The 20,102-nt window shown below is 70.6% G+C and carries 16 protein-coding genes and 1 pseudogene; 8 read left to right on the top strand and 9 right to left on the bottom strand.

Annotation, left to right across the window (positions count from 1 at the left end; translation table 11 throughout):
• The first annotated feature begins 4 nt into the window (after positions 1–4).
• The 5 genes from ADL25_RS41305 (at position 5) to ADL25_RS41285 (ending at position 6,730) form a co-directional block, all read left to right on the top strand.
• Positions 5–1,276 carry an ABC transporter substrate-binding protein gene (locus ADL25_RS41305; protein WP_059133090.1) on the top strand — a complete coding sequence of 424 codons (1,272 nt, stop codon included), beginning with the start codon at positions 5–7 and terminating at the stop codon, positions 1,274–1,276.
• 220 nt (positions 1,277–1,496) lie between these two features.
• Positions 1,497–3,128: an alpha-amylase family glycosyl hydrolase gene (locus ADL25_RS41300; protein ID WP_059133280.1), complete on the top strand. Its 1,632-nt coding sequence runs from the start codon at positions 1,497–1,499 to the stop codon at positions 3,126–3,128.
• A 63-nt stretch (positions 3,129–3,191) separates the two neighbouring features.
• Positions 3,192–4,517, top strand: a complete 1,326-nt coding sequence (locus tag ADL25_RS41295) for an ABC transporter substrate-binding protein (RefSeq protein ID WP_059133089.1) — start codon at positions 3,192–3,194, stop codon at positions 4,515–4,517.
• Positions 4,518–4,523: 6 nt separating this feature from the next.
• Positions 4,524–5,894 carry an ABC transporter permease subunit gene (locus ADL25_RS41290; protein ID WP_059133279.1) on the top strand — a complete coding sequence of 457 codons (1,371 nt, stop codon included), beginning with the start codon at positions 4,524–4,526 and terminating at the stop codon, positions 5,892–5,894.
• Complete coding sequence (locus tag ADL25_RS41285; RefSeq protein ID WP_059133088.1) at positions 5,891–6,730, top strand: carbohydrate ABC transporter permease; 840 nt, start codon at positions 5,891–5,893, stop codon at positions 6,728–6,730. The genes ADL25_RS41290 and ADL25_RS41285 overlap by 4 nt, the downstream gene beginning before the upstream one ends.
• A gap of 65 nt (positions 6,731–6,795) precedes the next feature.
• On the opposite strand, the gene pgl is transcribed toward ADL25_RS41285, so the two are convergent.
• The 5 genes and pseudogenes from pgl to tkt all read right to left on the bottom strand — a co-directional run bounded on the left by pgl (position 6,796) and on the right by tkt (position 13,325).
• Positions 6,796–7,578, bottom strand: a complete 783-nt coding sequence (gene pgl / locus ADL25_RS41280) for a 6-phosphogluconolactonase (protein ID WP_059133087.1) — start codon at positions 7,576–7,578, stop codon at positions 6,796–6,798.
• Entirely contained in the window at positions 7,575–8,642 is a 1,068-nt protein-coding gene (gene opcA, locus ADL25_RS41275) for a glucose-6-phosphate dehydrogenase assembly protein OpcA (protein ID WP_059133086.1), read from the bottom strand. Before opcA ends, pgl begins: the two co-directional genes overlap by 4 nt.
• Positions 8,639–10,059, bottom strand: a pseudogene (locus ADL25_RS41270) (glucose-6-phosphate dehydrogenase); the annotation flags it as partial. The pseudogene ADL25_RS41270 and the gene opcA, both read right to left, overlap by 4 nt.
• 25 nt (positions 10,060–10,084) lie before the next feature.
• The gene (gene tal, locus ADL25_RS41265) at positions 10,085–11,203 is read right to left on the bottom strand and encodes a transaldolase (RefSeq protein WP_059133085.1); all 1,119 of its coding nucleotides are present in this window, start codon (positions 11,201–11,203) and stop codon (positions 10,085–10,087) included.
• Positions 11,204–11,237: 34 nt separating this feature from the next.
• Positions 11,238–13,325: a transketolase gene (gene tkt, locus ADL25_RS41260; protein WP_059133084.1), complete on the bottom strand. Its 2,088-nt coding sequence runs from the start codon at positions 13,323–13,325 to the stop codon at positions 11,238–11,240.
• Between the two features lie 380 nt (positions 13,326–13,705).
• On the opposite strand from tkt, the gene ADL25_RS41255 reads away from it, so the two are divergent.
• The 3 genes from ADL25_RS41255 (at position 13,706) to ADL25_RS41245 (ending at position 16,315) form a co-directional block, all read left to right on the top strand.
• Positions 13,706–14,692 (top strand): heme o synthase, encoded by a 987-nt coding sequence (locus tag ADL25_RS41255; protein ID WP_059133278.1) that lies wholly within the window; start codon positions 13,706–13,708, stop codon positions 14,690–14,692.
• 91 nt (positions 14,693–14,783) lie between these two features.
• Positions 14,784–15,140 (top strand): hypothetical protein, encoded by a 357-nt coding sequence (locus tag ADL25_RS41250; RefSeq protein ID WP_059133083.1) that lies wholly within the window; start codon positions 14,784–14,786, stop codon positions 15,138–15,140.
• A 68-nt stretch (positions 15,141–15,208) separates the two neighbouring features.
• Positions 15,209–16,315 (top strand): amidohydrolase family protein, encoded by a 1,107-nt coding sequence (locus tag ADL25_RS41245; protein WP_059133082.1) that lies wholly within the window; start codon positions 15,209–15,211, stop codon positions 16,313–16,315.
• Positions 16,316–16,337: 22 nt separating this feature from the next.
• On the opposite strand, the gene ADL25_RS41240 is transcribed toward ADL25_RS41245, so the two are convergent.
• The 4 genes from ADL25_RS41240 to ADL25_RS41225 all read right to left on the bottom strand — a co-directional run bounded on the left by ADL25_RS41240 (position 16,338) and on the right by ADL25_RS41225 (position 19,959).
• The gene (locus ADL25_RS41240; RefSeq protein ID WP_059133081.1) at positions 16,338–17,345 is read right to left on the bottom strand and encodes a COX15/CtaA family protein; all 1,008 of its coding nucleotides are present in this window, start codon (positions 17,343–17,345) and stop codon (positions 16,338–16,340) included.
• A 79-nt stretch (positions 17,346–17,424) separates the two neighbouring features.
• Complete coding sequence (locus ADL25_RS41235) at positions 17,425–18,141, bottom strand: ABC transporter permease (RefSeq protein WP_234381275.1); 717 nt, start codon at positions 18,139–18,141, stop codon at positions 17,425–17,427.
• A 50-nt stretch (positions 18,142–18,191) separates the two neighbouring features.
• Entirely contained in the window at positions 18,192–19,115 is a 924-nt protein-coding gene (locus ADL25_RS41230; RefSeq protein ID WP_059133079.1) for an ABC transporter ATP-binding protein, read from the bottom strand.
• Positions 19,116–19,167: 52 nt separating this feature from the next.
• Positions 19,168–19,959 (bottom strand): aminoglycoside N(3)-acetyltransferase, encoded by a 792-nt coding sequence (locus ADL25_RS41225; protein WP_059133078.1) that lies wholly within the window; start codon positions 19,957–19,959, stop codon positions 19,168–19,170.
• Positions 19,960–20,102: the final 143 nt, after the last annotated feature.

Here is a 20,102-nt window from a genome sequence, read left to right as displayed (position 1 = left end):
ACCTATGCGGTGGATGCGCGCCGCCGGTAGGGGCCTTCTCGTCCTCGCCGTCGTCCTCACCGGGTACGTCGCCTCCGGTGCGCGCGCCGACGACGGGGCAGTCGGCGGTCGTGGCCCACTCACCCTGGCCACCGCAGGAGACCTCACCGGCTATCTGGGACCGCTGCTCGAGGGCTGGAACCGTACGCATTCCGGTGAGAAGGTCACCCTCGTCGAGCTCCCGGACTCCGCCGACGAGACCCACGCGCAGATGACCACCGATCTGCGCAGTGGTGACCGCAGCCGGTTCGACGTCCTCAACATCGACGTCGCCTGGACCTCCGAGTTCGCCGCGGCCGGCTGGATCCGCCCGCTGCCGCGCGACCGCTTCCCGCTGAAGAGCTTCCTGCCGCCGGTCGTCGACACGGCGACGTACGACGGACGGCTGTACGCGGTCCCGTACGTCACCAACGCCGGTCTGCTCCTGTACCGCAAGGACGTCCTCGCCAAGGAAGGCGTGGCGCCGCCGCGCACCTGGGCCGAACTGGAACGGGACGCGAAGACGATCGCCCCGAAGTACGGACTCGACGGCTACGCGGGCCAGTTCCTGCCCTACGAGGGCCTCACGGTCAACGCGGCGGAGGCCGTCTACTCGGCGGGCGGGACGATCCTCGGCGACGAGGGCGAGCGGGTCACCGTCAACTCGGCCGCGGCGCGGGAGGGGATCGGGTTCCTGGCCCGTGGCGTGCGCGAGGGCTGGATACCCGCGAAGGCGCTGACGTACAAGGAGGAGGAGTCCAAGCAGGCGTTCCAGGACGGCCGTCTGCTCTTCCTGCGCAACTGGCCCTATGCGTACGTGGTCGCCTCCGCCAAGGGGTCCAAGGTGGCCGGGAGGATAGGCGCCGTGCCGCTTCCGGGCCCCGACGGGCCGGGGGCCAGCGTGCTCGGCGGCTCGAACCTGGCGGTCAACACACATGCGCGGCACCCCGAGTCGGCCGCACGTCTGATCGCGTATCTGACCAGCGGGCCCGTCCAGCGCAAGGTACTCACGCGCGGTGCCCTGCCGCCCGTACGCGCCGCGCTCTACGACGACCCCGAGCTGGTACGGCGGTTCCCGTACCTGCCGACCCTGCGGGCGAGTGTGCTCGCCGCCGCGCCGCGCCCCAAGAGCCCGCGCTACGACCAGGTGAGCCTGGTGGTGCAGGCGGTCGTGCACGACGCGCTCACCGGGCAGGAGACCCCCGAGAGCGCGGTCCGGCGGCTGGCGCGGGAGCTGGCCGCCGTCTCCGCCCGCTAGCTCGGGGTCATTGCTAGTTACTTGTTAGGTAACGCGGACGTCTCATTCTGCGCCGAGCGGTGTCACTATATCCGTATTTGAAGGGCCAAGTTCCCGGTAGCTTGCACTCATTCGTTGACACTCTTATGACACGCCTACTTAACATGCATGCATAACCGTCGGCCTCGCTTCGGGCCGGCTCAGCACACACAGACGGGTCAACGGGGTGAGTCCCAAGCACATAGACACCCATCGTTGGTGGCGCGACGCGGTGATCTACCAGGTGTACGTCCGGAGCTTCCTGGACAGCACCGGCGACGGCATCGGCGATCTGGCCGGAGTGAGGGCCGGGCTGCCGTATCTGAAGAAGCTCGGCGTCGACGGGATCTGGCTGAGCCCCTTCTACCCCTCGCCGCAGCACGACCACGGGTACGACGTGGCCGACTACTGCGGCGTCGATCCGCTCTTCGGCGACCTCGCCGAGTTCGACCTGCTGATGACGGCGGCCCGGCGGCTGGGCGTGAAGGTGCTGCTGGACATCGTCCCCAACCACTGCTCCAGCGAGCACCCGTGGTTCCGCGAGGCGCTCGCCTCGGCTCCCGGCAGCGAGGCCCGCGCCCGGTTCCACTTCGCCGACGGCCGCGGCGCCGAGGGCGGCGAGCCCCCCAACAACTGGCATTCCATGTTCGGAGGCCCGGCCTGGACCCGTGTCGTGGAGGCGGACGGCCGGCCGGGCCAGTGGTACCTGCACATGTTCACTCCCGAGCAGCCCGACTGGAACTGGCGCAACGGCGCGGTCGCCGCCGAGTTCGAGCGGGTGCTGCGCTTCTGGCTCGACCGGGGTGTCGACGGCTTCCGTATCGACGTCGCCGCGGGCCTCTTCAAGCACCCCGGGCTGCCCGACTCCCCGGACCCCGAGGCCGACGCCCGCACGCGCGACTCCGTCAACCCGCTTGCCTGGAACCAGCCCGAGGTGCACGACGTGTGGCGGCACTGGCGTGCGGTGTGCGAGGAGTACACGGCGCGGGACGGCCACGAACGCCTCCTGGTGGGCGAGGTGTCCGTGCCGACAGCCCGCGAGCACGCGCGGTACGTCCGCCCGGACGAGCTGCACCAGGCCTTCTTCTTCGATCTGCTGAGCGCCCCCTGGGACGCCGACGCCTTCCGCAAGGTCATCTCCGAGGCCGTGCAGGACATAGCAGGCACGGGCTCGACCGTCACCTGGGTCCTCAACAACCACGACCAGGTCCGCAGCGTCACCCGCTACGGCGAACCGGCCACCGAGGGCAGCGGACTGGGCGCCGCCCGCGCCCGCGCCGCAGCCCTGCTGATGCTGGCGCTGCCCGGCGCCGCCTACATCTACCAGGGCGAGGAACTGGGCCTGCCCGAGGTGGTCGACCTGCCCGACGACGTGCTCACCGACCCGATCTTCCGTCGCACCGGCAGCCGGGCCCGGATCCGCGACGGCTGCCGGGTCCCGCTGCCGTGGTCGGGGCAGGCGTCCCCGTTCGGGTTCACCTCCGGCACCGAAGGGGCCGAACCGTGGCTGCCGCAGCCGGAGTGGTTCGCCGAGCACGCCACCGACCGCGCCCTGGCCGACACCCGCTCCTTCTGGCACCTGTACCGCGACGGCCTGCAACTGCGCTCCGCACTGCCCCAGTTGGGGGAGGGCACGCTGCGCTGGCTGGACGCCCCGCCGGGCGTACTCGGCTTCGTGCGCGGCGACGGTCTCGTCTGCGCCGTCAACTTCGGTACCGCACCCACACCCGCTCCCGTCCCCGGCACCCCGCTGCTCGCCAGCGGCGCCTGCGCGCCCGGGGTGCTCGCCGGTGCCACGGCCGCCTGGTGGATCACCGACGGCACCGATCTCTGAGCACAGGACCAGGCGGCACAGCTCCTGCACGTCCGATCCCCACTTCACGAAGGGACATCAACGATGATGCGACGTACCACCCTGCTCACCGGCTGCACGGCACTCACCCTGGCGCTCGGCGCCACGGCCTGCGGCGGCGGCCCCGTCACCCCGGCAGGCGGCGGCGACAAGGCGCTCGCGGGCCAGACGGTCACCGTGGCCGGCGTCTGGACCGGCAGCGAGCAGAAGAACTTCCAGAAGGTCCTGGACGCGTTCTCCGCGAAGACCGGCGCCAAGACCCAGTTCGTGTCCACCGGCGACAACGTCTCCACCGTCGTCGGCAGCAAGATCGAGGGCGGCAACGCGCCCGACGTCGTGATGGTCCCGCAGGTCGGTGTGCTTCAGCAGTTCGCACAGAAGGGCTGGCTCCAGCCGCTGTCCACGACCGCCGAGCAGACGATCGGCGCCGACTTCGCGAGCGTGTGGAAGAACTACGGCAGCGTCGACGGCACCCTGTACGGCCTGTACTTCAAGGCCGCCCACAAGTCGACGGTCTGGTACAGCCCCGATGCCCTCGCCCAGGCCGGGGTCGAGCCGCCGAAGACGTACGACGAGATGCTGAAGGCCGGGCACACGGTGTCCGACTCGGGTCTCGCCGCCTTCGCCGTCGCCGGACAGGACGGCTGGACGCTCACCGACTGGTTCGAGAACATCTACCTCTCCCAGGCCGGGCCCGAGAAGTACGACGCCCTGGCCGCCCACAAGCTGAAGTGGACCGACGCGAGCGTGGTCAAGGCGCTCACCACGCTCGGCAAGCTCTTCAAGGACAAGCAGCTGATAGCGGGCGGCCAGAAGGAAGCCCTCAACACCGACTTCCCCGGCTCCGTCGAGAAGGTCTTCGGACCCGAGCCGAAGGCCGGCATGGTCTACGAGGGCGACTTCGTCGCAGGCGTCGCGCACGACCAGTTCGGCAGGACCATCGGGCAGGACGCGGACTTCTTCGCCTTCCCCGCGGTCGACGGCGGCAGCGCGCCCGTGGTCAGCGGCGGTGACGCGGCGGTCGTCCTCAAGGACGGCAAGAACGCCAAGGCCGGTATGAAGCTGCTCGAATACCTGGCCACCCCCGAGGCCGCGGCGGTGTGGGCCAAGGCGGGCGGCTTCCTGTCCCCGAACAAGAAGCTCGATCTCGCCTCCTACGGCGACGACGTCACCCGGGCCACGGCGAAGTCGCTCGTCGCGGCGGGTGACTCGGTCCGCTTCGACATGTCCGACCAGGCGCCGGCCGCCTTCGGCGGCACCAAGGGCGCCGGCGAGTGGAAGCTGCTCCAGGACTTCCTCGGCGACCCGTCCGACCCGAAGGCGACCGCGGACCGGCTGGAGGCCGCGGCGGCCAAGGCGTACCAGGGCTGAGTGGACATGACCGCCACCACGCTCGCGAAAGAGGCGAGTTCCGCGCCCGTCGCGCCCGTCGCGTCCGCCGACCGCGCACGGCGCACGCGACGGCGCGGCCGGATCATCGCCTTGCTCTTTGTCCTCCCCGCGCTGCTGCTGCTCGGCGCCCTGGTCGTCTACCCGGTGGTCTTCTCGGTCGGGCGCAGCTTCTTCGACGCCTCCGGCACCCGGTTCGTGGGCGGCGACAACTACACCGAGATGTTCCGCGATCCGGCGACGCTGAAGGCCATCCGGAACACGACCATCTGGGTGGTCGTCGCCCCGGCACTGCTGACCGGACTCGGCCTGATCCTGGCCGTGCTGGTGGAGAAGGTCCGCTGGGCGACGGCGTTCAAGCTCCTGCTGTTCATGCCCATGGCGGTGTCCTTCCTCGCCGCCGGAATCATCTTCCGGCTCGCCTACGACGAGGATCCGGACAAGGGGGTGCTGAACGCCGCCGTGGTCTCGGTCCACGACGCCTTCGCGGGGACGTCGTCCTACCCGACGGCCAGGGCCCGTGAGGGTCAGGGGCTGATCCACGGCACGGACGGCTCGTACCGCACGAGCACGGCTGTCGCGCCGGGCGACTCGGTGACGCTCGGGCTGGTCGGGGTACTGCCCAAGGACCTGCCCGCGGGTGCCGGGCCCGCGTACGCGGCGGCCGGCCGGAGCGCCGCGCCGGACGAGCTGCGCGGGGTCGTCTATCTGGACTTCACGCCCGGCGGGGGAGGGCGGCAGGGCGAGGTCGACCGGCGGGAGAGCGGGCTGCCGGAGATGAAGGTGGAGGCGATGCGCGACGGGCGGACCGTGGCGAGCACGACGACCGCCTCCGACGGCTCCTTCCGCTTCCCGGGACTGGCGTCCGGTGCCTACACGGTGGAACTGCCGGCGTCCAACTTCGCGCCGCCGTACCAGGGCGTCTCCTGGCTCGGCAGGACGCTGGTCACGCCGGCGATCATCGGGGCGTATCTATGGATCTGGACCGGCTTCGCCATGGTGCTGATCGGCGCGGGCCTCTCGACGCTGCCGCGGGACGCACTGGAGGCGGCTCGGATGGACGGGGCGAACGAGTGGCAGATCTTCCGGCGGATCACGGTCCCGTTGCTGGCCCCGGTGCTGACCGTCGTCTTCGTCACCCTGGTGATCAACGTGATGAAGGTCTTCGACCTCGTCTACATCATCGCGCCCGGCCCGGTCCAGGAGGACGCGACCGTGCTCGCGACGCAGATGTGGCTGGTGTCCTTCGGCGGTGGCAACAACCAAGGGCTGGGCAGCGCGCTCGGGGTGCTGCTCCTGCTGCTGGTGATCCCCGCGATGGTCTTCAACGTCCGCCGTTTCCGAAGGAGTCAGCGATGAACGCGGTCAGGCGGGGCCTCGGCAACGGGCTGGTGCAGGCCTTCCTCGTGGTGATCGGGCTGATCTGGCTCACGCCGCTTGCGGGACTGTTCCTGTCCTCGCTGCGATCGGCCGATGACACGGCGAAGGGCGGCTGGTGGACGGCGCTCGCGGCCCCCGGGCAGCTGTCCTTCGACAACTACTCGGCGCTGCTGAAGAACGCCGGGATCATCCAGTCGTTCTGGAACACGGTGCTGATCTCGGTGCCGACGACCGTGCTGGTGGTCGTCGTCGCGGCGCTCGCCGGATACGCCTTCGCCTGGCTGGACTTCCCCGCGCGGGAGCCGCTCTTCCTGCTGGTGGTGGCGTTGCTGGTGGTGCCGGTGCAGATCGGTCTGCTGCCGGTGGCCAAGCTCTTCGGCCAGCTGGGGCTGTTCGGCACGATTCCCGGTGTCGTGCTGTTCCACGTGGCGTACGGGCTGCCCTTCGCGGTGTTCCTGCTGCGGAACTACTTCGCCGAGATGCCGAAGGAGATGCTGGAGGCGGCGCGGATGGACGGCGGCAGCGAGTGGCGCATCTTCATCCGGCTGGTCCTGCCGGTGGGGCGGCCCGCCCTCGCCAGCCTGGCCATCTTCCAGTTCCTGTGGGTGTGGAACGACATGCTGGTGGCGCTGCTGTTCGCGGACAGCTCGTCGCAGCCGCTCACCGTGGAACTGCAGTCGCAGATACGCCAGTTCGGCAGCAACATCGATGTCCTGGCGCCCGGCGCCTTCCTGTCGCTGATCGTGCCGGTGGTGGTGTTCTTCGCGTTCCAGCGGCACTTCGTGCAGGGGGTCATGGCGGGGTCGGTGAAGTAGCCCCGCTCGCGTGCGAAGGCCGGACGGGAGGGAACCCGTCCTGCCTTCGCACACGAAGCCGTTCCTCAGGCCGATGCCGGCGGATACAGCGAACGCGGGAGCTGTGCCGCCGCCGCCGCGTCCAGCAGCCACAGCGTGCGTGACCTGCCGTACGCGCCGGCCGCGGGCGCCTGGATCTCCCCGGCGCCGGACAGCGCGATGGCCACCGCCTGCGCCTTGTCCTCGCCCGCCGCCAGCAGCCACACCTCTCGGGCCGACCGGATCGCCGGGAGGGTCAGTGTGACCCGGGTGGGCGGCGGCTTCGGCGCGCCGTGGACGCCGACCACCGTCCGCTCCGTCTCCCGCACCGCGGGCAGTTCGGGGAAGAGCGACGCCACGTGCGTGTCGGGCCCGACCCCCAGCATCAGGACGTCGAAGGTGGGCACCGCGCCGTGGTTCTCGGGGCCCGCGGACCGGGCCAGCTCCGCGGCGTAGGCCTCCGCCGCGGCCTCCACCCCGGCACCGTGCGGGCCGTCCGACGCGGGCATGGGGTGCACGCGCTTCGGGTTCAGGGGTACGGCGTCGAGCAGCGCCTCGCACGCCTGGGTGTAGTTGCGCTCCGGGTCGCCCTCGGGCAGATACCGCTCGTCGCCCCACCACAGGTCGATCCGGCTCCAGTCGACGGCGTCCCGGGCGGGCGCGGCGGCGAGTGCGGCCAGCAGGCCGTTGCCGTTGCGCCCGCCGGTGAGCACGACCGAGGCGGAGCCGCGAGAGGCCTGGGCGTCCACGACCTTGGTGATCAGCCTGGCCGCCGCGGCCTGGGCCATCAGTTCCTTGTCGCGGTGCACGACGAGCTGAGGAGTGCTCACTTCGCCGCCGCCTTCTTCGACCGGTCCTTCTCGGCCGCCCCCGGCTCCGGGGCCTGCACCGCGCCCTGGGCCGGTGCGGCGTCCGACGCCCCCGCCTCTTCGGTACCGGACGGCTCGGCCGCGTCCGTGCGCTCCGCCCCGTTGCCCAGCCGGTCCACGCCGAAGCGCAGTGCGGACGCGTATGTGTCGTCCGGGTCGAGCCTGCGCAGCTCCTCCGCGATCAGCTCGGCCGTCTCGCGGCGCTTGAGCGCCACCGCGCGGTCGGGCTGCCCGTGGATGGACAGCGTGGCCAGCGAGCCGTCCGCCCGGTCCAGGACGATCGGGCCGCAGCTCGTGCGCATCCGGACCGCGGTGAGGCCGGGCCCGGAGGAGAGGGAGCGCTTGACGGGAACGCTCAGCCGGTCCGCGAGCCACATGGCCAGCAGCTCGCAGCTGGGGTTGAACTCCTCACCCTCCACCTCGACACCCTGGACGTCGCAGACGACCTGGTCGAGGGCGGCGGCCAGCATGGAGCGCCACGGCGTGATGCGGGTCCACGACAGGTCGGTGTCACCGGGCGTGTAGGCGTCGGCGCGGGCGTTCAGCTCCCGCACCGGTGCCTCGGCGGTGTAGGAGTCGGTGACGCGGCGCTGGGCGAGCGCACCCAGCGGATCGTTGGCCGGGTCGAGCGGAGCGTTCACCGGCCACCAGGCGACGACCGGCGCGTCGGGCAGCAGCAGCGGCAGCACGACGGACTGGGCGTGGTTCACGACCTCGCCGTACAGCCGCAGGATCACCGTCTCACCGGTGCCGGCGTCGGCCCCGACCCTGACCTCGGCGTCCAGACGCGACGTGGTGCGGTCGCGCGGGGAGCGCGAGACGCGCTTGACCACCACGAGGGTGCGCGAGGGGTGCTCGCGCGAGGCCTCGTTGGCCGCCTTGAGGGCGTCGTAGGCGTTCTCCTCGTCGGTGACGATGACAAGGGTGAGCACCATGCCCACGGCGGGCGTGCCGATGGCACGGCGGCCCTGCACCAGCGCCTTGTTGATCTTGCTGGCCGTGGTGTCCGTGAGGTCGATCTTCATGGCCGGCGCCAGCTCCGTCCGTCTCGTGCGAGCATCTCGTCGGCCTCGCGCGGCCCCCAGGTACCGGCGGGGTACTGCGCGGGCTTGCCGTGCGCATCCCAGTACTCCTCGATCGGGTCGAGGATCTTCCAGGACAGCTCGACCTCCTCGGTGCGCGGGAAGAGGTTCGAGTCGCCGAGCAGGACGTCCAGGATCAGGCGCTCGTACGCTTCGGGGCTGGACTCCGTGAAGGACTCCCCGTAGGCGAAGTCCATGGACACGTCCCGGATCTCCATCGAGGTGCCCGGCACCTTCGAACCGAAGCGGACGGTGACGCCCTCGTCGGGCTGGACGCGGATGACAACCGCGTTCTGGCCCAGTTCCTCGGTCGCGGTGGTGTCGAACGGGGAGTGCGGCGCGCGCTGGAAGACGACCGCGATCTCGGTGACCCGCCGGCCCAGGCGCTTGCCGGTACGCAGGTAGAAGGGGACGCCCGCCCAGCGGCGGTTGTCGATGCCCAGCTTCACCGCGGCGTAGGTGTCGGTGCGCGACGCGGGGTCGATGCCCTCCTCCTGGAGGTAGCCGACGGCCTTCTCGCCGCCCTGCCAGCCGGCCGCGTACTGCGCGAACACGGTGTCCCGTCCGAGTTCCGAGGGCAGTCGCACGGGTGGTTCTGGATGACGTCCCGGGCGGCGCCGATGCCGTCGTAGTAGCCGGCCCGGCCGCCGATGCCGATGTCCTCGGCCATGGTGATCTGCACATGGTCCACGAAGGACCGGTTCCAGATCGGCTCGAACATGGTGTTGGCGAAGCGCAGCGCCAGGATGTTCTGGACGGTCTCCTTGCCCAGGTAGTGGTCGATGCGGAAGACCTGGTCCGGAGCGAAGACCTCGTGCACGACCTTGTTGAGGTCCTCGGCCGACTTCAGGTCGTGTCCGAACGGCTTCTCGATGACCGCGCGCCGCCAGGAGCCGCCGGTCTGGTCGGCCAGACCGTGCTTCTTCAGCTGCTGGATGACCACCGGGAAGGACTTCGGCGGCACCGACAGGTAGAAGGCGAAGTTGCCGCCCGTGCCCTGCGCCTTGTCCAGCTCCTCGATGGTGGAGCGCAGCCGCTCGAACGCGTCGTCGTCGTCGAAGGTGCCCTGGACGAAGCGCATCCCCTGGATGAGCTGCTGCCAGACCTCCTCGCGGAACGGCGTACGGGCGTGCTCCTTGACCGCGTCGTGGACCTCCTTGGCGAAGTCCTCGTTCTGCCACTCCCGGCGGGCGAAGCCGACGAGCGAGAAGCCCGGCGGCAGCAGACCGCGGTTGGCCAGGTCGTAAACAGCAGGCATCAGCTTTTTACGTGACAAATCGCCCGTGACGCCGAAGATCACCAGGCCCGACGGCCCCGCGATACGCGGGAGCCGTCGGTCCGCGGCGTCACGAAGCGGATTCGCTCCGTGTACGGATGTCAAGATGTCAGCCCTCCGAGGGGGCGAGGCGCTGGAGCTCCGCCTCGGTCGACTTGAGCAGGTCGTTCCAGGAGGACTCGAACTTGTCGACGCCCTCGTCCTCCAGCAGCTGGACCACGTCGTCGTACGAGATCCCGAGTCCCTCGACCGCGTCGAGCTCGGCGCGCGCCTGCTCGTAGGTTCCGGCGACGGTGTTGCCGCGGATCTCGCCGTGGTCCTCGGTGGCCACCAGAGTGGCCTCGGGCATGGTGTTCACGGTGTTGGGCGCCACCAGGTCCACCACGTACATGGTGTCCTTGTAGGCGGGGTCCTTGACACCGGTGGAGGCCCACAGCGGGCGCTGCTTGTTGGCGCCCGCCTTCTCCAGGGCGAGCCATCGGTCGCTGCCGAACACCTCCTCGTACGCCTGGTAGGCGAGCCGCGCGTTGGCGATGGCCGCCTTGCCGCGCAGCGCCTTGGCCTCCGGCGTCCCCAGGGCGTCGATCCGCTTGTCGATCTCGGTGTCCACACGGGACACGAAGAAGGACGCCACCGAGTGGATCAGGGACAGGTCCAGGCCGCGCTCCTTGGCCTTCTCCAGACCGGTGAGGTAGGCGTCCATGACCTCGCGGTAGCGCTCCAGCGAGAAGATCAGCGTGACGTTGACGCTGATGCCGTGACCGATGGTCTCGGCGATCGCCGGCAGGCCCGCCTTGGTGGCCGGGATCTTGATGAGGGTGTTGGGACGGTCGACCAGCCAGGCGAGCTGCTTGGCCTCGGCGACGGTGGCCCGGGTGTTGTGCGCGAGACGGGGGTCGACCTCGATCGACACCCGGCCGTCCTGGCCCTGCGTGGCGTCGTACACCGGACGCAGGATGTCGGCGGCGTCCCGGACGTCCGCCGTGGTGATCATGCGGACCGCCTCTTCGACGGTGACCTTGCGGGCGGCGAGGTCGGCGAGCTGCTGCTCGTAGCCGTCGCCCGACGAGATGGCCTTCTGGAAGATCGTCGGGTTGGTGGTGACGCCCACGACGTGCTGCTGGTCGATCAGTTCGGCGAGGTTGCCGGACGTGATCCGCTTGCGCGACAGGTCGTCCAGCCAGATCGCGACGCCTTCTTCGGAGAGGCGCTTCAGTGCGTCTGTCATGGAAAATGCATCTCCTACGTGTCGTATATCAGCGTCAGCGCTGGGCTGCGGCGATCGATTCCCGGGCGGCGGATGCGACGTTCTCGGCAGTGAAGCCGAACTCGCGGAAAAGGACCTTGCCGTCGGCCGAAGCACCGAAGTGCTCCAGGGAAACGATGCGGCCCGCGTCTCCGACGAACCGGTGCCAGGTGAGGCCGATCCCGGCCTCGACCGAGACCCGCGCCCTCACCGAAGGCGGCAGGACGCTGTCCCGGTACCCCTGGTCCTGCTCCTCGAACCACTCCACGCACGGCATCGACACGACGCGCGTCGGGACGCCCTCGGCCTGGAGCCGCTCGCGGGCCTCGACGGCGATGTGCACCTCGGAGCCGGTGGCGATCAGGATCACCTGCGGCTCCCCGCCCTCCGCCTCGAACATGACGTAACCACCGCGGACGGTGTCCTCGTTGGGCTCGTACGTCGGCACTCCCTGGCGGGTCAGCGCAAGACCGTGCGGGGCGCCCTTGCCGAACTCCTTGGTCCAGCGCTTGAGGATCTCGCGCCAGGCGATCGCGGTCTCGTTGGCGTCGGCCGGGCGGACCACGTTCAGTCCCGGGATGGCGCGCAGCGAGGCCAGGTGCTCGACCGGCTGGTGCGTGGGGCCGTCCTCGCCCAGACCGATGGAGTCATGGGTCCACACATAGGTGACCGGCAGGTGCATCAGTGCCGACAGGCGGACCGCGTTGCGCATGTAGTCGGAGAACACCAGGAAGGTGCCGCCGTAGACGCGGGTGTTGCCGTGCAGGGTGATGCCGTTCATCTCCGCGGCCATGGAGTGCTCGCGGATGCCGAAGTGGATCGTGCGGCCGTACGGGTCGGCGCCCGGGAGCGGGTTGTCCGCCGGCAGGAAGGAGCTGTTCTTGTCGATGGTGGTGTTGTTGGAGCCGGCCAGGTCGGCGGAGCCGCCCCACAGCTCGGGGACGACCGGGCCGAGGGCCTGCAGCACCTTGCCGGAGGCGGCACGCGTCGCGACGCCCTTGCCCGCCTCGAAGACCGGGAGCTTCTCCTCCCAGCCGGTGGGCAGCTCGCCCTTGCTGATGCGGTCGAACTCGGCCGCGCGCTCGGCGCTGTTGCCCCGCCACTCCTGGAAGGACTTCTCCCACTCGGCCCTCGCCTCGTGACCCCGCTCCAGGGCCTTGCGGGTGTGGGTCAGGACCTCGTCGGCGACCTCGAAGCTCTTGTCCGGGTCGAAGCCGAGGACGCGCTTGGTGGCCGCGACCTCGTCCTCGCCCAGGGCCGAGCCGTGCGCGGCCTCGGTGTTCTGCGCGTGCGGGGCCGGCCAGGCGATGATCGAGCGCATCGCGATGAACGACGGCCGGTCGGTGACCTTCTTGGCCTCCTGGACGGCGTCGTAGATGGCGTGCGGGTCCAGGTCCCCGTCCGGCTTCGGTGCCACCCGCTGGACGTGCCAGCCGTAGGCCTCGTACCGCTTGACGGTGTCCTCGGACACCGCCGTCTCGGTGTCGCCCTCGATCGAGATGTGGTTGTCGTCCCACAGCAGGATCAGGTTCCCGAGCTTCTGGTGACCGGCCATCGAGGACGCCTCGGCGGAGATGCCCTCCTGGAGGCAGCCGTCACCGGCGATGCAGTAGATGAAGTGGTCGAAGGGCGAGGTGCCCTGCGCGGCTTCCGGGTCGAACAGACCACGCTCGTAGCGCGAGGCCATCGCCATGCCCACCGCGTTCGCCACACCCTGGCCCAGCGGACCGGTCGTCGTCTCCACGCCGCGCGTGTGCCCGTACTCGGGGTGACCGGGAGTCTTGGACCCCCAGGTGCGGAACGCCTCGAGATCGGCCAGCTCCAGACCGTAGCCGGCCAGGTAGAGCTGTGTGTAGAGGGTCAGCGACGTGTGGCCGGCTGACAGGACGAAGCGGTCACGGCCCACCCACGCCGGATCCGCCGGATCGTGCCGCATCACCTTCTGGAAGAGGGTGTACGCGGCCGGAGCCAGGCTCATCGCCGTGCCCGGGTGGCCGTTACCGACCTTCTGTACGGCATCGGCCGCCAGAACCCGGGCGGTGTCCACGGCCCGCTGGTCCAACTCGGTCCACTCGAGGTCTTTTGTGGTCGGCTTGGTGCTCACCCTGGGTCAGGGCTCCTCTCCACATGTCGAATGCCGGTGCACTTGGGCGCCCACCGGCCGCTGCTGAGCCTACCCCCGTAGGTACATGCGTCTTTTCGAGTCATTCCAGACTGCCGGGAGTCGCCGCGATCCGCCTCCCGACCCGGCCGATTCCCGGTCGGGGACTGAATACGGTCCTGGTCGTCCGAACGCTCAACCGAGCGTGGTTGCGCTCTCGCCCCGACGCGGGCGGGGCGTGCCCCGCCCGCGTCGCGACGGCTCCAACACGACCCACCCCCGCGAAGAGCGGGCTGTGGGCAACGTCTAAAGTTGCGTGGGTACGCGCGAGCCTTTACCGGGAGTTCACAGCCGGTGGGTTTGCTGGGATGTCTCTGTCAGGGGTGTACGTGACGGCCGTCGATTCCCGTCCGGCGGGTGGGGGCACCCCCCATGCCGTCACGGCTGTGGGGGAGCTCGGTACGAGCAGCAGCCGCGGCCAGCGGCCGCTTGGGGCCCGAGTCAAGGCGTTCGTGGCGCTGACCAAGCCGCGGATCATCGAGCTGCTGCTGATCACCACCGTTCCGGTGATGTTCCTCGCCCAGCAGGGGGTGCCGAGCCTCCGGCTGGTGCTGCTCACCTGCGTCGGCGGCTACCTGTCCGCGGGCGGTGCCAACGCCCTGAACATGTACATCGACCGTGACATCGACGCGCTCATGGACCGCACCTCGCAGCGTCCGCTGGTCACCGGCATCGTCAGCCCCCGCGAGTGCCTGGCCTTCGGTATCACGCTCGCGGTGGTGTCCACACTGCTGTTCGGATTCACCGTCAACTGGCTGTCCGCCTGGCTGTCGCTCGGAGCGCTCCTTTTCTACGTCGTCGTCTACACGATGATCCTCAAGCGGCGTACCTCGCAGAACATCGTGTGGGGCGGGATCGCCGGCTGCCTTCCCGTCCTCATCGGCTGGTCGTCCGTCACGAACTCCCTCTCGTGGGCGCCGGTCGTCCTGTTCCTCGTCATGTTCTTCTGGACGCCGCCGCACTACTGGCCGCTGTCCATGAAGGTCAAGGAGGACTACGCGCGCGTGGGCGTGCCGATGCTGCCGGTCATCGCCTCCAACAAGGTGGTCGCCCGGCAGATCGTGATCTACAGCTGGGTGATGGTCGTGGTGTCCCTGCTCCTGACCCCGCTCGGCTACACCGGCTGGTTCTACACGACCGTGGCCCTGGCGGCCGGCGGCTGGTGGCTGTGGGAGGCGCACGCGCTGCAGAACCGGGCGAAGGCCGAGAAGTCGGGCGTCAAGCTCAAGGAGATGCGGCTGTTCCACTGGAGCATCACCTATGTCTCGCTGCTCTTCGTGGCGGTGGCGGTGGACCCCTTCCTTCGATAGGTCCCGCGTACGAGCGACGGGAGGGGTGCGTGGTCAAGGCCACGCACCCCTCCCGTCGCCGTTCGATCTACTCGTCGGTAGCATCCTGGCCATGGCAGACACGCAGCAGGTTGACGAGGGCGCCGGCGCCAAGCAGACCGCCAAGGCCGAGCGCAGGGCCGCCCGGCTGGCCAAGGAGATCGGCGCCTTCGCCAGGGCCCACGGCGGTGCCGAGGGACAGGTGGCCTACATCGGGCAGCGCGGTGCCCGGATCGTGCTGGTCGGCGAGGACGGCGTCTGGGGCGACCTCGTCGCACCGACGTACGACATCGCCGAGAAGGCGGTGCAGCAGGCGGGCATCACCGTTCACGAGGCGTTCGACGGCGAGTTCGCAGGAAAAGTGAAGACCGGCCCGTACGAGTGGACGCGCATGGCGGGAATCCAGGTCGGCGGCAAGCGCACCCCCTGAGGGCATCACCTCACGCCGGTTCACCCGTTAGGCCCTGTGCAGGCATGGTCCAGTCGCGGGGAGTCCGGATGATCGAAACGCCGTCCCTGGTGGATCAGTACTGCCACGGCGTGCTCCGCACCGAGCTGGGTCTCGGCACCTTCGAGGCCCACTTGGCGCGAACCGAGGGTCCACCGGCGGCGGGCACCACCCTCTTCGACACCCAGACGGGTTTCGCCGTGCGCCGCTGGTGTCCGCCGCTGCTCGATCTGGAGGCGCACTGCCCGCCCGCCCGCTACCTCGCCCGCCGCCGCGAACTCGGCGTCCTGGAGGCGGGGCGCCGGCTGCTGCGGGGCAGCGGCATCACCACCTACCTCGTCGACACCGGCCTGCCCGGCGATCTCACCGGGCCCGACGAGATGGCCTCCGCCGGAGCCGCGGAGGCACACGAGATCGTCCGTCTGGAACTGCTCGCCGAGCAGGTCGCCGACACCTCGGGCACGGTGGAGTCGTTCCTCGCCAATCTCGCCGAGTCGATCCACGGGGCGGCGGCGCACGCGGTGGCGTTCACCTCGGTGGCGGGCGTGCGCCACGGTCTGGCCCTCGCGCCCGAGCCGCCCGGGCCGGGCGAGGTGCGCGGCGCCGCGGGCCGCTGGCTGGCCGGCCGCCGGGTGGGCGGCACGCTGTCGGATCCGGTGCTGCTGCGCCATCTGCTGTGGAGTGCGGTGGCCTCCGGCCGCCCCCTCCAGCTGCATGCGGGCCTCGGTGAACCGGGGCTGCGCATCGACCGCACCGACCCGGTCCTGCTCGCCGACTTCGTACGGGCCACGGCCGGGCTCGGCACCGACCTCGTCCTGCTGCACGGCTATCCCTACCACCGCCACGCCGCGCATCTGGCAGCGGTGTTCCCGCACGTGTACGCGGACCTGGGCGCCGCCCTGGTGCGCACGGGGGCGCGCGCCGCCGACGTGCTCGCCGAGATCCTGGAGCTGGCGCCCTTCGGCAAGCTTCTCTTCTCCAGCGGCGCCCAGGGCCTGCCGGAGCTCCATGTGGTGGGCGCCCGGCTGTTCCGCGCGGCACTCTCCAGACTGCTGGGGGACTGGGTCGCGGACGGCGCCTGGTCGCCGGAGGACGCGCAGCGGGTGGGCGGGATGATCGCCGCGGGGAACGCGCTGCGGGTGTACGGGCTGCGGTGAGATCACCGCCCCCGCGCCGGCATCAGGCGGCGCTGAGGGCCGACTCCGCCGACGGACCCGGGAGCCCCGCCATGGACGCCGGGCGTTCGCGCAGCGACAGCAGCACCCTGAGCACCCCGATCCACACCAGGCAGGAGCCGAACATGTGGAGCCCGACCAGGAGCTCGGGCAGGTGCGTGAAGTACTGGACGTAGCCGATGACGCCCTGGCCCAGAAGGATCAGGAACAGCTCCCGGGTGCGGTGCCGCGGGCCCGCGGGCGCGTCCACCGCCTTCAGGACGAACCACAGGGCGAAGGTGAGCGTCACCACGATCCAGGCCAGCACGGCGTGCAGTTTGGCGACGCTCTGCCAGTCGATCCCGATGCGCTCGACCTCGCTGGAGTCGCCCGCGTGCGGGCCCGCACCGGTGACCACGGTGCCCACCGCGATCAGCAGCACGGAGGCGACGACCAGGAACCACACCAGCTGCTGCACGGCCCGGCCGACCAGCGGACGCGGCTCCGTGTCGCTCTCCCTCGTGCGCTGCCACATCAGCGTGGCCACCGTGATGAGCGCGGTGGAGAGCAGGAAGTGGGCGGCGACGGTGTACGGGTTGAGGCCGACGAGGACGACGATGCCGCCGAGGACCGCGTTGCTCATCACGATCCAGAACTGCGCCCAGCCGAACCGGGTGAGGCTGCGCCTGCGCGGCTTCTGCGACCGCGCGGCGACGATCGCCCAGCCGACCGCCGCGCACAGCACGTACGTCAGCATGCGGTTGCCGAACTCGATCGCACCGTGCACACCCATGGCACGGGTCGTGGTCAGCGAGTCGTCCGTGCACTGCGGCCAGGTCGGGCAGCCGAGTCCGGAGCCGGTCAGACGCACGGCACCGCCGGTGACGACGATGACGACCGACATGACGAGCGCGGCGAGCGCCGCCCGCTGCACCGTCCGGGGCTCCGGGGTCCAGCGTGCGGCGATGAAGGTGAGCGGGTTGCGCACGGCCGCTACGGCATCGGCGCGGGTCACGTTTGGCACGCCCCTCATCGTAGGGGGCCGCTTGTGCACGGTTTCACGAGGGGTCGGCCCCAAGGCGGACGACCAGGGGCCATCCGCCGCCTGGGGCTCACTCCCAGCGGAAGAACCGTCCTGCCGCGGCCAGCCCCACGACCGCCCACACGACCAGGACGGCGAGGTCCCCGACGGGCATGCCCGCACCGTGCTGGAGGACGTCGCGCAGACCGTCGGACAGGGCGGTGATGGGCAGCAGGGCGAGGACGTCCTGGGCGCCCGCGGGGAACTTGTCCAGGGGCACGATCACGCCGCCGCCCACCAGCAGCAGCAGGAAGACCAGGTTGGCTGCGGCCAGGGTGGCCTCCGCCTTCAAGGTGCCCGCCATGAGCAGGCCGAGCCCGGAGAAGGCCGCCGTGCCCAGGACCAGCAGAAGCAGCACCGACAGCGGGTCGCCGTGCGGGGACCAGCCGAGCGCGTAGGCGATCACCGTCAGCAGGACCACCTGGAGGACCTCGGTGACCAGGACTGAGGCCGTCTTGGCGGTCATCAGCCCCCAGCGGGGCAGCGGCGAGGAGGCGAGCCGCTTCAGCACGCCGTAGCGGCGCTCGAAGCCGGTCGCGATGGCCTGCCCGGTGAACGCGGTCGACATCACGGCGAGCGCCAGGATGCCCGGCGCGAGGAAGTCGACGGCCTTGCCCGCACCGGTGTCCACGATGTCGACGGAGCCGAAGAGGAGCAGCAGCAGCGTCGGGATGACGACGGTCAGCAGAAGCTGCTCGCCGTTGCGCAGCAGCATCCTCGTCTCGAGTGCGGCCTGGGCCGCGATCATGCGGGGGAGCGGAGCGGCGCCGGGCTTCGGCGCGAAGGTACCGACGGTGGTCACGAACGCAGCTCCTTGCCCGTCAGCTCGAGGAAGACGTCTTCGAGGGTGTGCCGTTCGACGGAGATCCGGTCCGGCATCACCCCGTGCTGGGCGCACCAGGAGGTGACCGTCGCGAGCAGTTGCGGGTTGACCTTGCCGACGATGCGGTAGGCGCCCGGCGTCACTTCGCCCGCGCTGGAGTCCACCGGCAGGGCCTTGAGCAGGGACCCCACGTCCAGACCCGGGCGGCCCGTGAAGCGCAGCGTGTTCTCGGCGCCGCCCCGGCACAGTGCCTCCGGGGAGCCCTGCGCGACGACCCGGCCGGAGTCGATGATCGCCACGTCGTCGGCGAGCTGCTCGGCCTCGTCCATGTAGTGCGTCGTGAGGATCACGGACACGCCGTCGGCGCGCAGATCGCGGACGAGGTCCCAGGTGGCGCGGCGGGCCTGCGGGTCGAGGCCCGCGGTCGGTTCGTCCAGGAAGACCAGCTCGGGGCGGCCGACGACGGCCATGGCGAGTGCCAGCCGCTGCTGCTGCCCACCGGACAGACGCCGGTAGCTGGTGCGTCCGCAGCCGGTGAGCCCCAGCCGTTCGATGAGCGTGTCCACGTCCAGTGGGTGCGCGTGCAGCCTGGCGACATGGCGGAGCATCTCGTCGGCGCGGGCGCCCGAGTAGACGCCGCCCGACTGGAGCATCACACCTATACGGGGGCGCAGCGCGGAGGCTTCACGGACCGGGTCGAGGCCCAGGACGCGTACCGTGCCGGAATCCGGCCTCCGGTACCCCTCGCAGGTCTCGACCGTGGTCGTCTTGCCGGCCCCGTTCGGGCCGAGCACGGCGGTGACACCCGCCCCGGCCTCCAGATCGAGGCCGTCCACCGCTGTTTTCGCGCCGTACCGCTTCACCAGGGACCGCACCTGGACGACCGGCTCACTTCGCATGGGTCCAGAGTCTAGGTAGCCGCGTGGGGTGCTTGACGAGGGGGTCGGCAAACTACTCCGCTACCGGCCGGTGCAGAGCCAGCCACCGCTGCGCGTACGCCACGGCGTCGGCCACGGGGAACAGCCGTGCGTGGGCCGCCCCCACCCTGCCCCGCACCACCGGCCGGTCCCGCTCGAAGTCGTGGCCCAGCTCGTCGAACCGGTCCGAGGTGATCGAGACCTCCGTCACCACTTCCCAGCCGTCCGGTCCCGGCCGCCCCACCCGGACGAGCGGTGCGGGGATCCGGTACTCGGCGAGGTGGAAGCTTGTGCATGTGTCGTAGCCCGCTCCGAGCAGGAGCACGCGGGCGGCCATCGCCTCCAGCCGGGCGAGCGGGCTCCGCTCTCCGAGGCGGCAGTCGGGCGCGTGGCCCTCGACGACCTCCGCCGCCCGCGCTCCGACCGCGGCGAACGACGTCTGCGGGTGGGCGCTGCGCAGGGCGCCCGGCCATGTGCGCAGTGTCTCCGGTATCGCGCCGACACCCCGCGACGGGGTGACGAGCGGGTCGTAGGCGGGCATGGTCGCCCGGATGGTCTCCCACCACTCCTCGGGTACGGGCGGATTGCTCCACACCGCGGGATCCGACAGGTCGCCGGTCTGGGTGGGGACCACCACGGTGCCGTCCGGACCGAGCGCGTCGAGGATCCCCTGGACGACCGAGACCGCCCCTCCGCTCACCCAGCCGAGCGCGCTGAGGGAGGAGTGCACGAGGAGCGTCTCGCCGGGCTCCACGCCGAGGGCGCTCAGCTGGGCGGCGACGGTGTCACGAGTGACAAGAGGGCCGGTGGGAGGGGGTACGGGCATGGTCCGGGAGTCTTCCCGACCGCCCGGGCGGGCGCCACCGGTTTGATCGATCAGAGATCGTTTCCGCAGGTCATTTAGGTGAACCTAAGTGATGCACCGCACCGCCGGGCCGTGAGGGCGGCGCTTGTCAGTCTCTGAGGAAT

Source organism: Streptomyces sp. NRRL F-5122, assembly GCF_001507435.1.
GTDB lineage: Bacteria > Actinomycetota > Actinomycetes > Streptomycetales > Streptomycetaceae > Streptomyces > Streptomyces lannensis.
The sequence above is the reverse complement of the archived record's forward strand: the minus strand, read 5'-3'. Positions and strand labels throughout refer to the sequence as shown.

Bases quoted from the DNA above. Each gene is read 5' to 3' on its own strand.
- ADL25_RS41240 (WP_059133081.1), bottom strand. From the start codon at position 17,345: ATGAGGGGCGTGCCAAACGTGACCCGCGCCGATGCCGTAGCGGCCGTG.
- ADL25_RS41285 (WP_059133088.1), top strand. From the start codon at position 5,891: ATGAACGCGGTCAGGCGGGGCCTCGGCAACGGGCTGGTGCAGGCCTTC.
- ADL25_RS41225 (WP_059133078.1), bottom strand. From the start codon at position 19,959: ATGCCCGTACCCCCTCCCACCGGCCCTCTTGTCACTCGTGACACCGTC.
- ADL25_RS41230 (WP_059133079.1), bottom strand. From the start codon at position 19,115: ATGCGAAGTGAGCCGGTCGTCCAGGTGCGGTCCCTGGTGAAGCGGTAC.
- ADL25_RS41235 (WP_234381275.1), bottom strand. From the start codon at position 18,141: ATGATCGCGGCCCAGGCCGCACTCGAGACGAGGATGCTGCTGCGCAAC.
- opcA (WP_059133086.1), bottom strand. From the start codon at position 8,642: ATGAAGATCGACCTCACGGACACCACGGCCAGCAAGATCAACAAGGCG.
- tal (WP_059133085.1), bottom strand. From the start codon at position 11,203: ATGACAGACGCACTGAAGCGCCTCTCCGAAGAAGGCGTCGCGATCTGG.
- ADL25_RS41245 (WP_059133082.1), top strand. From the start codon at position 15,209: ATGATCGAAACGCCGTCCCTGGTGGATCAGTACTGCCACGGCGTGCTC.
- ADL25_RS41295 (WP_059133089.1), top strand. From the start codon at position 3,192: ATGATGCGACGTACCACCCTGCTCACCGGCTGCACGGCACTCACCCTG.
- ADL25_RS41290 (WP_059133279.1), top strand. From the start codon at position 4,524: ATGACCGCCACCACGCTCGCGAAAGAGGCGAGTTCCGCGCCCGTCGCG.
- ADL25_RS41250 (WP_059133083.1), top strand. From the start codon at position 14,784: ATGGCAGACACGCAGCAGGTTGACGAGGGCGCCGGCGCCAAGCAGACC.
- ADL25_RS41305 (WP_059133090.1), top strand. From the start codon at position 5: ATGCGGTGGATGCGCGCCGCCGGTAGGGGCCTTCTCGTCCTCGCCGTC.